At 59.4% G+C, this 11,659-nt stretch carries 16 protein-coding genes; 8 read left to right on the top strand and 8 right to left on the bottom strand.

From position 1 onward, the window contains the following. Window positions 1-96: 96 nt before the first annotated feature. The gene (locus L6D82_RS15490) at window positions 97-981 is read left to right on the top strand and encodes a LysR substrate-binding domain-containing protein (protein ID WP_236190199.1); all 885 of its coding nucleotides are present in this window, start codon (window positions 97-99) and stop codon (window positions 979-981) included. Window positions 982-1,023: 42 nt separating this feature from the next. Here L6D82_RS15490 and L6D82_RS15485 read toward each other — a convergent pair whose 3' ends face one another. Both L6D82_RS15485 and L6D82_RS15480 read right to left on the bottom strand, forming a co-directional pair. Then, complete coding sequence (locus tag L6D82_RS15485; protein WP_236190196.1) at window positions 1,024-2,298, bottom strand: glucarate dehydratase family protein; 1,275 nt, start codon at window positions 2,296-2,298, stop codon at window positions 1,024-1,026. A 24-nt stretch (window positions 2,299-2,322) separates the two neighbouring features. Next, window positions 2,323-3,690: an MFS transporter gene (locus tag L6D82_RS15480; protein ID WP_236190194.1), complete on the bottom strand. Its 1,368-nt coding sequence runs from the start codon at window positions 3,688-3,690 to the stop codon at window positions 2,323-2,325. 121 nt (window positions 3,691-3,811) lie between these two features. Between L6D82_RS15480 and L6D82_RS15475 the strand changes: the two genes are divergently transcribed. Continuing rightward, window positions 3,812-4,711, top strand: a complete 900-nt coding sequence (locus tag L6D82_RS15475) for a LysR family transcriptional regulator (protein WP_236190192.1) — start codon at window positions 3,812-3,814, stop codon at window positions 4,709-4,711. A 142-nt stretch (window positions 4,712-4,853) separates the two neighbouring features. Here L6D82_RS15475 and L6D82_RS15470 read toward each other — a convergent pair whose 3' ends face one another. Continuing rightward, window positions 4,854-5,459, bottom strand: a complete 606-nt coding sequence (locus tag L6D82_RS15470) for a DUF6338 family protein (RefSeq protein WP_236190190.1) — start codon at window positions 5,457-5,459, stop codon at window positions 4,854-4,856. A gap of 183 nt (window positions 5,460-5,642) precedes the next feature. Then, window positions 5,643-6,209, bottom strand: coding sequence for a MarR family winged helix-turn-helix transcriptional regulator (locus L6D82_RS15465; RefSeq protein WP_102717553.1), 567 nt, complete (start codon window positions 6,207-6,209; stop codon window positions 5,643-5,645). 116 nt (window positions 6,210-6,325) lie between these two features. Between L6D82_RS15465 and L6D82_RS15460 the strand changes: the two genes are divergently transcribed. Genes L6D82_RS15460 through L6D82_RS15450 form a run of 3 tightly spaced genes read left to right on the top strand, consistent with a single transcriptional unit; the run spans window position 6,326 to window position 7,606 of the window. Beyond that, window positions 6,326-7,066, top strand: a complete 741-nt coding sequence (locus L6D82_RS15460; protein WP_102717554.1) for a hypothetical protein — start codon at window positions 6,326-6,328, stop codon at window positions 7,064-7,066. Continuing rightward, window positions 7,066-7,323: a DUF2024 family protein gene (locus tag L6D82_RS15455; protein ID WP_007950496.1), complete on the top strand. Its 258-nt coding sequence runs from the start codon at window positions 7,066-7,068 to the stop codon at window positions 7,321-7,323. The genes L6D82_RS15460 and L6D82_RS15455 overlap by 1 nt, the downstream gene beginning before the upstream one ends. 4 nt (window positions 7,324-7,327) lie before the next feature. After that, window positions 7,328-7,606 (top strand): Rho-binding antiterminator, encoded by a 279-nt coding sequence (locus tag L6D82_RS15450; protein WP_102717555.1) that lies wholly within the window; start codon window positions 7,328-7,330, stop codon window positions 7,604-7,606. A 55-nt stretch (window positions 7,607-7,661) separates the two neighbouring features. Here L6D82_RS15450 and L6D82_RS15445 read toward each other — a convergent pair whose 3' ends face one another. Continuing rightward, a complete protein-coding gene (locus L6D82_RS15445; protein ID WP_102717556.1) occupies window positions 7,662-8,867 on the bottom strand; it encodes an NAD(P)/FAD-dependent oxidoreductase in 1,206 nt (401 codons plus the stop codon). A gap of 337 nt (window positions 8,868-9,204) precedes the next feature. Here L6D82_RS15445 and L6D82_RS15440 point away from each other — a divergent pair, with 337 nt between their 5' ends. After that, window positions 9,205-9,753, top strand: coding sequence for an RrF2 family transcriptional regulator (locus tag L6D82_RS15440; protein ID WP_007950499.1), 549 nt, complete (start codon window positions 9,205-9,207; stop codon window positions 9,751-9,753). Between the two features lie 63 nt (window positions 9,754-9,816). Here the strand turns inward: L6D82_RS15440 and L6D82_RS15435 are convergent, their stop codons facing one another. Next, on the bottom strand, window positions 9,817-10,152 hold the full coding sequence (locus L6D82_RS15435; RefSeq protein ID WP_041475321.1) for a hypothetical protein: 336 nt from the start codon (window positions 10,150-10,152) through the stop codon (window positions 9,817-9,819). A 176-nt stretch (window positions 10,153-10,328) separates the two neighbouring features. Here L6D82_RS15435 and L6D82_RS15430 point away from each other — a divergent pair, with 176 nt between their 5' ends. Further along, the gene (locus tag L6D82_RS15430; protein ID WP_007950501.1) at window positions 10,329-10,568 is read left to right on the top strand and encodes a hypothetical protein; all 240 of its coding nucleotides are present in this window, start codon (window positions 10,329-10,331) and stop codon (window positions 10,566-10,568) included. A 59-nt stretch (window positions 10,569-10,627) separates the two neighbouring features. Here the strand turns inward: L6D82_RS15430 and L6D82_RS15425 are convergent, their stop codons facing one another. Next, window positions 10,628-10,816: a DUF2188 domain-containing protein gene (locus tag L6D82_RS15425; RefSeq protein ID WP_085602946.1), complete on the bottom strand. Its 189-nt coding sequence runs from the start codon at window positions 10,814-10,816 to the stop codon at window positions 10,628-10,630. Window positions 10,817-11,013: 197 nt separating this feature from the next. On the opposite strand from L6D82_RS15425, the gene L6D82_RS15420 reads away from it, so the two are divergent. Further along, window positions 11,014-11,376, top strand: a complete 363-nt coding sequence (locus L6D82_RS15420; protein WP_085602944.1) for an NUDIX hydrolase — start codon at window positions 11,014-11,016, stop codon at window positions 11,374-11,376. A gap of 3 nt (window positions 11,377-11,379) precedes the next feature. Here the strand turns inward: L6D82_RS15420 and L6D82_RS15415 are convergent, their stop codons facing one another. Further along, a complete protein-coding gene (locus tag L6D82_RS15415; RefSeq protein WP_007950507.1) occupies window positions 11,380-11,622 on the bottom strand; it encodes a DUF1652 domain-containing protein in 243 nt (80 codons plus the stop codon). Window positions 11,623-11,659 lie beyond the last annotated feature (37 nt).

The raw sequence follows: 11,659 nt of genomic DNA, 5'->3' as shown, positions 1-11,659 counted from the left end.
TTGCGTCACGCTCCCGCCATCTCATAGGCCTTATGTTCATTGCAGAGCGACGCCGGGACAACCGTAAAATCGACCCGCAATCCATGACTAAAACGAATGAATCCGCGAACCCTCACTCCCTCGATGTCGTTGCTGCTGGCGTTTGAAGCCGCCGCACGCCATGAAAGCTACACCCGCGCCGCTCACGAACTGTCGCTGACTCAGAGTGCGGTCAGCCGTCAGGTGCAGATACTGGAAAAGATGCTCGGGATGCGCCTGTTCAGCCGCGAAGGCCGGCGGGTGATCCTTACCGACGTCGGGCGCATGTACCAACGCGAACTGTCCGAAGCCCTCGGCCAGATTCGCAGCGCGACGTTGAAGGCCATGGCGTTTGGCTCGGGCATTCACAGTTTGCGCCTGGCGACCCTGCCGACTTTCGGCTCGAAATGGCTGCTGCCGCGCTTGAAGGACTTCTACACCGCGCACCCTGGCATGACGGTGCACCTGCATTCACGCATCGAAACCATCGACTTCGACACCAGCGAAATCGACGCGGCGATTTGTGTCGGTGGCGGAGACTGGCCGGGGCTGACCGCCCACCGCCTGCACACCGAAGAACTGGTGGTGATCGCCAGCGCGCAGCTGTCCGATGCCGAACGTCTCACTGCCGACGAGGATATCGCCGGGCAACTGCTGCTCAACGTCAGCAGCAACGCTCAGGCCTGGTCCGAGTGGTTCAGTCATCACGCCCTGCCCCATCGCAGCATGCGCATCGGGCCGAGTTTCGAGATGACCTCGCACTTGATCCAGGCCGTGCGCGCCAATATCGGGATCGGGCTGGTGCCGAGGATTCTGGTGGAAGATGAATTGCACAACGGCGAGCTCTTGCAACTGGGTGAACCGATCAGCAGCCGGCGCAGCTATTACCTGGTGTACCCGGCGCGTAATGAGTCGCTGGCGTCGCTGAAGGCGTTTCGCGACTGGTTGATACGCACGCTCTGAAACAACAGAGGGCGCCGTTTGGCGCCCTCTGGTTTTGCTCGATCAGAACCGCGGCTTCAGCGCTTTCCAGTCAGGTTTGTAGCGCTGCATCTGCCGCACATCATCGCGCTGGCGAATGCCGCAGGTCAGGTACTGGTCATGCAGCTTGCCCAGTTGATCGTGATCCAGTTCCAGCCCCAGGCCCGGTGCACGCGTGATCTTCACGCAGCCATCGACGATCGGCAGCTTGCCGCCCTTGATCACTTCTTCATCCGGTTCCTGCCACGGGTAATGGGTGTCGCACGCGTAATCCAGATTCGGCACGGCGGCCGCCACGTGAGCCATCGCCATCAGGCTGATGCCCAGATGTGAGTTGGAATGCATCGACACGCCGAGACCGAAGGTGTCGCACATTTTCGCCAGCGTTTGGGTGTCGCGCAGGCCGCCCCAGTAATGGTGATCGGCGAGGACAATCTGCACGCTGTTCAACGCGACGCTACGGCGGAATTCGTCGAAATCGGTGACCACCATGTTGGTCGCCAGCGGCAGCCCGGTGCGTTTGTGCAGTTCGGCCATCCCTTCGAGGCCCGGGGTCGGGTCTTCGTAATACTGCAGGTCATCACCCAGCAACTCGGCCATGCGGATCGAGGTTTCCAGCGACCAGTTGCCGTTGGGATCGATGCGCAGCGGATAACCGGGAAAGGCCTTTTTCAGCGCCTTGATGCACGCCACTTCGTGCTCCGGCGGCAGCGTGCCGGCCTTGAGCTTGATGCTCTTGAAGCCATAAGCCTCGATCATTCGCGCGGCCTGGGCGACGATCTGCTGTTCGTTCAGCGCCTCGCCCCAGTTGTCCGGTTTGTACGGTGAATCAACGTGCTGCGCATACTTGAAAAACAGGTAGGCGCTGAACGGCACTTCATCACGCACCGCCCCGCCCAGCAGGTCCACCAACGGCACATTCAAATAGCGCGCCTGCAAGTCGAGAAACGCCACTTCGAATGCCGAATACGCGTTACTGACGGCCTTGCTGGCGTGGGAACCGGGCGCCAGTTCGGCACCCGCCAGACTGGTTGGTTTGTTGGCAGCGACCGTGGCCTGAACGATGCGACGCAGCTGACTGAGGTTGAACGGATCGAGGCCGATCAACTGCGATTGCAACTGTTGCTGGATCGCCAGCGCCGGGGCATCGCCATAGCTTTCGCCGAGGCCGATGTAACCGTTGTCGCTCTCGATCTCGATGATCGAGCGCAGGGCAAACGGTTCGTGGATGCCACTGGCGTTGAGCAGCGGCGGATCACGGAAAGCGATCGGAGTGACGGTGACACGAGTAATTTTCAAAATGACGCTCCTGTTGAGTCGGAATCAGTGGCTCGCCACCGGATTGGCCGTCGGCGCAACGGCGGTCTCGGGTTCAGGCTTTGCCGGGGTTTTGCCTTTGGTGCCGGGCGCCATGCGGGCGAAGAAAATCACCACTGCTGCCACCAGCGAAGTTGCGGCCAGACCATACAGGCCGCCCTCGATGGAGCCGGTGGTCTGCTCCAGAAAACCGAACGCGGTCGGCGCAACGAAGCCACCCAGATTGCCGATGGAGTTGATCAGCGCGATCACCGCCGCCGCGATGCGCGCATCCAGATAGCTTTGCGGAATCGGCCAGAACAGCGCCGAAGCCGCCTTGAAACCGATGGCCGCAAAACAGATCGCGACGAAGGCGAAAATCGGCCCGCCAGTGGTGGACATGAACATGCCGAACGCAGCGATCACCAGGGTCAGCGCGACCCAGGCCTGCTGGAATTTCCACTTGCCGGCCAGCGCCGCAAAGCCGTACATCGCGACGATGGAAATGATCCACGGCACCGAGTTGAGAAGTCCGACCTGGAAATCGCCGAGGTTGCCCATTTTCTTGATCATGCTCGGCAGCCAGAAGGTGGCGCCGTAAATGGTCAGGGCGATGGAAAAGTAGATGAAGCAGAACAGCGCGATCTGCCGGTCCGCCAGCAATTTGAACATCGATGGTTTGGCGACGTGAGTTGCTTCACGGGCACGTTGTTCTTCGGCGATTGCTGCCACCAACGCTTCACGCTCCTCCTCGCTCAGCCACTTGGCCTGGCGCGGATGGGATTGCAGCCAGAACCAGACAAACCCGCAGAGCACCACCGACGCGGCGCCTTCGATCAGGAACATCCATTGCCAGCCGTGCAGGCCCAGACCGCTGATATGCAACAGCGCGCCGGACACCGGGCCGGATATCACCGAAGCAATCGCCGAACCGCTGAGAAACACCGCCATGGTCTTGCCGCGCTCCGAGGCCGGCAGCCATTGGGTGAAGTAATAGATGATTCCAGGGAAGAACCCGGCTTCGGCAGCGCCCAGGATGAAGCGCAGCACGTAGAAACTGGTTTCGCCTTTGACGAACGCCATGGCCATCGCCGCTGCGCCCCAGGTGAACATGATCCGCGTCAGCCAGACGCGGGCGCCGTAGCGTTGCAGAAGCATGTTGGACGGCACTTCAAACAAGGCGTAACCGATGAAAAACAGACCGGCGCCAAGGCCATAGGCGGCAGCACCGATACCCAGATCGGTTTCCAGATGACTGCGCACAAAACCGATGTTGACCCGGTCGATGTAGTTGACGATGAACATCACCACGAACAACGGCAGCACATGGCGCTTGACCTTGGCGGTGGCGCGGGCGAGTACCGTGATGTCTGGCGGACTCTGGAGGGTTTTCAAGGGGCGACTCCCGATCTTTGTTTTTGTAGGGAAGGCCTGTTCAGGCGTAGAGCGATCATGGACGGGGCAATTGATCCCGTCTAATCTAACCTGGCATTCGATTGATACCTGGATTAGATCAATGTTCGAATTGACCCAACTGCGCTGCTTCACCACCGTCGCCACCGAACTCAACTTCCGCCGCGCCGCCGAGCGGTTGAACATGACCCAGCCGCCACTCAGCCGGCAGATCCAGTTACTGGAACATCATCTGGGCGTCGAACTGTTTACCCGCAGCACGCGCAGTGTCGCGCTCACCGCCGCCGGCCGGGCGTTTTTCATCGAAGCGCAGAATCTGCTCGAACGCGCGCAACAGGCTGCCGTCACCGCCCGGCGCTTTGCCGAGGGCGATATCGGTTCGGTGAACATCAGTTTTGTCGGCAGCGCGGTGTACGAATTTCTGCCCAAGGTCATCGCCGAGGCGCGCCTCAAGCAGCCGCAGGTGAAGATCGACCTGACTGAAATGAACACCTATCAGCAACACGAAGCTCTGCGTGCCCGTCGCATCGACCTGGGCATCGTCCGCGCGCCGTTGCTCGAGCCGGGTTACGCCACCGAATGCCTGGTGCGCGAGCCGTTTGTGCTGGCGGTGCCGAGCGGCCATCGACTGGCGGAGGCAGACGACGTTTCAGTGAAGGATCTGGATGGGCAACCCTTCCTGATGTATTCCCACGCGGCCTATCCGCCGTTCAACGAATTGCTCACCGGCATGCTGCGCTCCGCCCGGGTCGCTCCGGATTACGTGCAATGGCTGGGGTCTTCGCTGACGATTCTGGCGCTGGTCAATGCGGGCATGGGCCTGGCGCTGGTGCCGCGTTGCGCGACCAGTGTGGTGTTCAGGAGTGTGGTGTTTCGCGAGATCGATCTGGGCGAAGGGGTTGAGAGCGAGCTGCATCTGATCTGGCGGGAGAACAACGACAACCCGGCGTTTGCGATGTTGCTGGAGGGCATTCGCCGGGCGGTGAAGGATGGATGGGGCTAGGAATGGGTATGAGGATATGGAGGGTACTTCGGCGGAGGAGGTGCCTTTGATGCCTCGATCAATGGTTTCTCCAGCCGCTTTCCGTCCGGCCCTACAAAAAGACGCTTTATATGTGGCGGTATTGGTTGTGATGCCCTGGCGGTCATGATGAACCCTCTGATACAGGGCTGAATTCAACCCATTTAACCCTTGTGGAATCTATCAACAAAAATTCCGCACTAATAGGCACCTCCGTTCCATCCTCGTTGATCCAGCAGGGATACTGCATCACAAACTGCCCGCTGGTTGACTCGGGTGGCCAGTCAACCGGCCACCCTAGAACGCGCCTTTCATCATCCAAATGCAGGGTGATAACGCGATCATATTTCGCAAATGCGCTGAACCATTGACCGGGGTAGGAAGATTGTTTCGTGACGTTTCTGCTGCGCAACCAACCATGTAACTTGCCATTCGCTGACAGGCAACAGGCCAACAACCCGAGTACCAGCGATGCAAAAAATGCCCACAACGCTTCAGCCTTCGCATCCCACTTCCCTACAGAAAACCCCTTCTCCCCCACCCACACACAAACCGCTCCAACCCCCAACACCATCCCGTGAATCACAAACGTGAAAATCAACGCCTGCACAATCTGCCCGAACGTATCCGGCCGTTTGAACGCCGTCAGGGTGTAGAAAATCCAGGCCGAGACAAACCCCGGGATCAGGTACTGCAACAGCGGAATCACTTCTTTCACCAGATCATCCATGATCGGTCGCTCCTTGAATCAAAAACAATCCTCCAGAAACAGCAATGCCGGCCCGTAATGGGCCGGCATTCAAAGCCTAGTGCACGCTGGAAAGACGCTTGCGATCAAGTGTCACGGGGCATTACGCATCGTAGAGAAAACAGGGAGCCGTGAGGATTAGTCACAGCCGTGGCACAAAGAAGATCAAACAGGGATTTCTTCAGGTAACCGATGCTCGCGACAGATCAGTTCGATTTCCGGCGGGGCCAACGCTTCGCCGGTCAATCCGCAGACGGCGCCGGCAGTCGATGTCTGGTGGAAGCGACAAGTCCGGCAAAGCCCGTAACTGGGTACGTTTTCGCTGCGTTGAATGTTGCGCAGCAACTCCAGCAACAAGCCTTCCAGATCGCCGGCACGCGCGCCCATGCGTTGCGCGGCATTGCTCAGGAATTCCGGCGGCATCACTGCGTCGATCAGTTCGCGCGCAGTGGTCGTCAGTTCCAGATGCACGCTGCGCTTGTCTCGGGCGTCCGGAACCTTGGTCAGAAAACCATGGGTCTCCAGCGCCTTGAGCGACTGCGACACGGTGCCCTTGGTCAGGCCCAGATAATCGGTAACCGCCAGCGGCGTATTCGAATAGCGGTTGCACCGCGCCAGGTACAGCAGCGCGCTGAGTTGAATCGGTTGCAGTTCGGCCAGCAGCGGGTGCTCGCGAAACCACACCCGGGTCAGGCTCGACAATCTTTCCAGCAGGTCAAACAACACGGTCATCGCCTGTTTCAATGGGATCGATAAATAGTATCGTTTAAAAACCTTATTGACAAAAAACAGTGCCACCTTAGGATTGCGGTGTCGATTCGAAACTTAAACGCACATCGAGGCATTCCATGAAAAGCGCATTGGCATTGACCATCAGCACGCTTCTGGCAACACAAGCCTGGGCCCACGGACCTGAAGGCATTCACAGCGAACCCGGTAAAACCGACGCCGCGTTCGATCTGGTCCACACCCGTGTTTTCAAGGACGGCAACACCCTGGTCTTCGAACAATTGGTCGATGGCAAGGCCGGCAGCCGCGTGCCGACCGCCAAGGGTTCATTCGCCGGCGCCGAGGTCTACAGCTACGTCTGGCCCACCAGCCTCGACAGCGGCGCCGTCGGTTTTGAAGCGAACTCAGGCATTCTCGCCCTCGCTCTGACCTCGCATCCGGACTTCGATGACACCCCGCAGTTGGATGAAAACAAGGATGGCAAGAAGGACAACGATGGTGGCCTCTGGCACTCGCACTGGGTGGTTCTGAGCAAGGATGAAAGCTGCGGCCCCGGTGGCCTGAAAGTGCGCGACATCCCCAAGGACGCCAAACCGAAACTGCCCGCGACCTGGCCCGGCGCGCCGATTTACATCGACTCCCCCGGCTACGACCTGAGTGTGAAACAGAACGCCGCGCAGATCCGCGTGCCGCTGGCTGCCGTCGGTTTCCCGCAAAGCTTCAACTATGACGGCGTCACCGCAGCGCTGAAGGTCAATGCCGACCTGCACAACCCGCTGCTGTGTGTCAGCAGCGTCTACGACATCGCCTCGGGCAACCTCTCGCTGCCCGGCACCTGGAAAATGCAGGAGAGCCAATAATGTTCGTCAAAGTATTCGATACCCACGTGCGCACCAAAGATGGCCGCTATCTTCATTTCGACGTGCTGACCGATCGCGAAGCCGAAGCAGCGAAAGCCTACGCTCGGCAGTTCCTGATGGACAACGGCTTGCAGGACGAAGACATTTCCCAGAGCCAGTGTCTGTTCTGCCACAGCGAGCCGGCCAATCCGCAGGTCGCCAAGGCCATCGCCGAAGACGGCTATTTCATCATCACCCTGCAAGGTTTCGAGGAGTAACGCCATGACCCGTTATCAGCCGTTGAACTGTGATCTGCACGACTACCTGGAAATCGCCTGCCTGCGCGGCTATCAGCTGGACATCGAGCTGATCGACGGTCAGCGGCTGATGGCCCGGGCCGTGACCACGCGAACCAGCAGTGACAAAGAAGAATTTCTGGTGATCGAACAACTGGGCGCGCAACAGGAAATTCGCCTCGACCAGTTGCTCGCCATCACACCTCAGGAGACCAACGCCGAGTTCGGTCGGGTGGTACTTACCGGAGAGGTCTGCGGAATCTGAACGAAAAAAATCCCGCCCAGCGTCAACCGGGCGGGATTGTCTGCGACACGTCGTTTTACGCGACCACGGGAATCATCGGATCCGCAGCCGCCAGCGCGCTCGCGCGGTCAGCCGCCGGCGGGTAGATCCACTGGGTGTTGATCTGGGTCTTGAGCGACTTGCCCTCTTCCTTGACCAGTTTCACCTGACGATCCCAGCCTTCGGTGTACACCGCGCCCCAGGCGCCGAGGTCGAGGCAGGTCACGTACTTCGGTTGGCTGTACGGCGTCGGGTCGACACCCAGAATCTGCGCCGCGACGTTGTTGCCGGCGTGACGACCGAGGGAAATCGCGTGCTGGCAGGTCATCAGGGCGAAGTTGCCGACATCGTCGGTGGCCGCGTAAGCCACGTCGCCGGTGGCGAAGATGTCGTCCTGGCCGATGACTTTCAGGTTGGCATCAACGTGCAGACGGCCCTGGCGATCACGCTCGGCAGGAATCTGTTCGGTCAGGGAGCTGGCGCGCACACCGGTGGTCCAGACCACGGTTTTTGCCTCGATGCGCTGGCCGTCCGACAGGGTCACGCCGTTTTCATCGACCGACAGCACCGACACACCCAGTCGCCACTCCACGCCCAACTCTTCGCTAGCTTCAGCAATCGACACGCTGATGGCTTCGCCCATGGAAGCGCCGACTTTCTGCCCACGGTCAACGATGATCACTTGAACCTTGGCATCAGCGCCCAGCACAGCCCGCAGACGCGCCGGCATTTCAGTGGCGGTTTCAATACCGGTGAAACCACCGCCAGCGACGACCACGGTGTTGCGTGCCTGGCTTTCAGGCTGACCGATCAGGGAATCGAGGTGGTTTTCCAGGCGAATGGCGGCTTCGATCTGGTCGACGTCAAACGCGTATTGCGCCACGCCCGGGGTGTCCGGCAGGGCCAGGCCGCTGCCGGAGGCCAGTACCAGTTTGTCGTAGTTGAACACCTGCTGCGCACCGGCTGCGTCGGTGTAGCCCACGGTTTTCGTCTGTACGTCGATGGTGTTCGCCGCGCCCTTGATGAAGTTGACGCCGACCGCGTCGAACAGATCGCCCAGCGGTGCTGCCAGTGTGTGGGCATTCGGCTCGTAGAAACGCGGACGAACGCGCAGCTCGGCCTGCGGCGCCAACACGGTCACGTCGATGTTGTCCCGATTGTGAATGTCGACCAGACGCGTGGCGCTCAACGCCGTCCACATGCCACCGAAACCTGCGCCGATTACCAGAATGTGCTGTTTCATTGTTCTCTCCAGGCACGAAGCCAAGTCACTGAATGAGGTTGAAGGATTCACATCATCGGGAGCGGACTCGGCTGTATTTTTCAAGAACGCGGAAGGCTGCTCACCGGATAACGGCGACTCTATTGGTCGCCTTTAGATCCAACAAGTCAGATTTTGTGATGATTAGCATCGAAAACTTCGATAGCTCAGATTGAACTGAGCCACCCTCTTTAACTCGTTGATTTAGCTGAAAACCAAGAAAAACGGGATCCTCATAGCCAAAAAACCAAAGCGTTCCCGAATTGTTTGCCACGAACAACCCTGATAACATCGGCGACAAATACAGTCGGAGATAGTTATGTCGCTTTACAGTGCGGGGGTCGAGTACGGCATTCACTGCCTGGCCTTTCTGGTGGGCAGCGGCGGTGACAGTCGTGAAGCCAGCGTGCGTGACCTGGCAGAGCTGCAAGGGGTGCCGCTGGATTACCTGGCGAAGATCTTCACCAAACTGGCCAAAGGCAAACTGGTGGAATCCACCGGCGGTGTGCGCGGCGGCTTCACTCTGGCGCGTCCGGCGGACGAAATCACCCTGCTCGACATCGTCAATGCCATCGATGGTCCCAAGAACATTTTCGAATGCCGGGACATTCGCGGACGCTGCGCGCTGTTCGACGGCTCCCCGCCGGACTGGGCGCTGGACGGCACCTGCTCGATTCACGCCGCGATGATGACCGCGCAAAAGCGCATGGAAGAAGCCCTCGCCCAGCAGACCATCCTCGACATCGCCAGAAAGGTCGGGCGCAAGGCGCCGGCGGGCTTCAATAGCCAAGTGGAAGACTGGATGCAGGATCGCCGGGAAAAGAAAACCGGTGGCGCGGGCATTCCGCTCACCGACATCTCGGACTGAGCCCGATCAGCAGGCAAAAAAAAGCAGAAACCGATCTCCGGTTTCTGCTTTTTTATTTCGCCATTACAGGCAGTCGCGCACCGCTTTGCGCAACGACCCGGACTTCGCCCACGGCGGCCCCTGGTACAGGGAAACGCGGCTGCCGTCCTTGTACTTGACCACATCGAGAATCTCGTCGGCGGTGACGATGCTCGGCGCGGTGATCCGGTAGCCATTTGAAATCGCTGTCTGGGACGTCTTGGCAACGTCCTGCTGCCATAGCGGCAATACACATGCGGCGTAGTCCTTGGGAGTCTTGTCGCTGGTCTTGCTGACATTCGGCTCGCCCGGCACCAGTGACGCAGGCAACGAACAACCGGCCAATGCCGCCATCAGCATCCCTCCGATCAACATCCGCATAGTGATTCCTTCATCTGAAAAAACGCAAATGTACCCTGTAACTGTTCGGACATCCATCGTAGCGCTCTGCCAGTACTCCCCGAAAACCGGGCCATTCAGCTCACCGACAGAAGACCTTGCCCCACACCGGAAAAATGCGGCTACTCTGTTTTACCGAGAATGTTCCGGAGGTGATCATGCGGCTCAATGAATACGAACACGAACTTCAGCGTGACCTGCAAAGCGTGGCATCGGACCTGAGATGGTCGGCGGTGGACCTCAAGCGCATCGCCGAGCAACTGCGTCAGTCGGGCAACGAGGCGGACGCCCAGGCGGTACTGCGATCCTGCGAAGTGCTGCAAAGCGATGAAGAACGCCTGCAACTGTATGCCCGGGAAGTGAAAGCCCGCGCCATCAGCCGAACCAAAGTCCACTGAAACCCACCCGGTCCACAACAAAAAGCCCCGGACATCCGGGGCTTTTTCTTCACAGACCTTCAGTCTGTCTTGCGGCCGCGTGCGCGGCTTTTGTATCCCGGCAGCGCTGCGGCGTACGCCAGCGCTTCCTCGCGACTGGCAAACGAAGCGAGCCGGTCACCCTGCGTGCAGACCCGCCACGGGCCGTTGTTCACACTGAGTACGTCGTAGCCATTCATGTGCATTTTGTTCAGCATCGCCATGCTCATAGGCACCTCCTGTCTGGTAACGAACTTTTTCACCTTACACCCGCAATGCACCGCCGTGCCGACCGAACGTCGCACCGCGGCCGCGTCAAGTCTCCGGCACTTTTGCCGCTTCCAGGCACTCAGAAGCTCTAAACCGGTAGCGGCCCAAATATTGCTAATTCATGACAAATTTATGACAACCGGCAATCGGGTAAAACATGAAAGTACGAGCAACCGTCATCTGCGAACAGGATCGACACATTCTCCTGGTGCGCAAACCCAGGTGCCGCTGGACGCTTCCGGGGGGCACCGTCGAACCGGGAGAAACCCGCGCGCAAGCCGCCGTCCGAGAACTCAAGGAGGAAACCGGGCTGGACAGCGATGACATGCTTTATCTGATGGAATTGCAGAACGGCAGCACCCGCCACCACGTCTACGAGGCATCGGTGCTGAACATCGATCAGGTTCGCCCGCTGAATGAAATCGTCGACTGTCTCTGGCACCCGCTGGATGCGGTGCAGAATCTGAACGTCAGTGACGCCACGCTGAGCATCGTCCGCGCCTTTCAGCGACGCCTTTGACCCTCAGCCGGCGAACGCCCGGCGACCGGCGCTCATTTCCGTGCGCAGTTCACCGATGAAATTGGAGATGTCACGAATGGTGACCAGATGCTCCGGGGACACCCCGTTGAGCAACAGGTTGACCCGCCCGCTGTCGGGTTCGTAAACCTTGATCTGCAAGAGTCCCTGCGCCGTTTCGGTGCAATCGCAATACAGCGGCGAGAAGCCGGATTCGACGATGCGGCAAATGTCGGTAATGGCAATCATGGGGGCACGCCTCACAGGCGTTGGCTCGGGCAACCCG

Origin of the sequence: Pseudomonas paraglycinae (genome assembly GCF_021601625.1) — a bacterium.
GTDB lineage: Bacteria > Pseudomonadota > Gammaproteobacteria > Pseudomonadales > Pseudomonadaceae > Aquipseudomonas > Aquipseudomonas paraglycinae.
Note: the sequence above shows the minus strand (reverse complement) of the source record. Positions and strands in the feature narration are given on the sequence as shown.

Coding starts and splice junctions, on each gene's coding strand:
- L6D82_RS15490 (WP_236190199.1), top strand. CDS start 97: ATGAATCCGCGAACCCTCACTCCCTCGATGTCGTTGCTGCTGGCGTTT.
- L6D82_RS15475 (WP_236190192.1), top strand. CDS start 3,812: ATGTTCGAATTGACCCAACTGCGCTGCTTCACCACCGTCGCCACCGAA.
- L6D82_RS15470 (WP_236190190.1), bottom strand. CDS start 5,459: ATGGATGATCTGGTGAAAGAAGTGATTCCGCTGTTGCAGTACCTGATC.
- L6D82_RS15465 (WP_102717553.1), bottom strand. CDS start 6,209: ATGACCGTGTTGTTTGACCTGCTGGAAAGATTGTCGAGCCTGACCCGG.
- L6D82_RS15460 (WP_102717554.1), top strand. CDS start 6,326: ATGAAAAGCGCATTGGCATTGACCATCAGCACGCTTCTGGCAACACAA.
- L6D82_RS15455 (WP_007950496.1), top strand. CDS start 7,066: ATGTTCGTCAAAGTATTCGATACCCACGTGCGCACCAAAGATGGCCGC.
- L6D82_RS15450 (WP_102717555.1), top strand. CDS start 7,328: ATGACCCGTTATCAGCCGTTGAACTGTGATCTGCACGACTACCTGGAA.
- L6D82_RS15445 (WP_102717556.1), bottom strand. CDS start 8,867: ATGAAACAGCACATTCTGGTAATCGGCGCAGGTTTCGGTGGCATGTGG.
- L6D82_RS15440 (WP_007950499.1), top strand. CDS start 9,205: ATGTCGCTTTACAGTGCGGGGGTCGAGTACGGCATTCACTGCCTGGCC.
- L6D82_RS15435 (WP_041475321.1), bottom strand. CDS start 10,152: ATGCGGATGTTGATCGGAGGGATGCTGATGGCGGCATTGGCCGGTTGT.
- L6D82_RS15430 (WP_007950501.1), top strand. CDS start 10,329: ATGCGGCTCAATGAATACGAACACGAACTTCAGCGTGACCTGCAAAGC.
- L6D82_RS15425 (WP_085602946.1), bottom strand. CDS start 10,816: ATGAGCATGGCGATGCTGAACAAAATGCACATGAATGGCTACGACGTA.
- L6D82_RS15420 (WP_085602944.1), top strand. CDS start 11,014: ATGAAAGTACGAGCAACCGTCATCTGCGAACAGGATCGACACATTCTC.
- L6D82_RS15415 (WP_007950507.1), bottom strand. CDS start 11,622: ATGATTGCCATTACCGACATTTGCCGCATCGTCGAATCCGGCTTCTCG.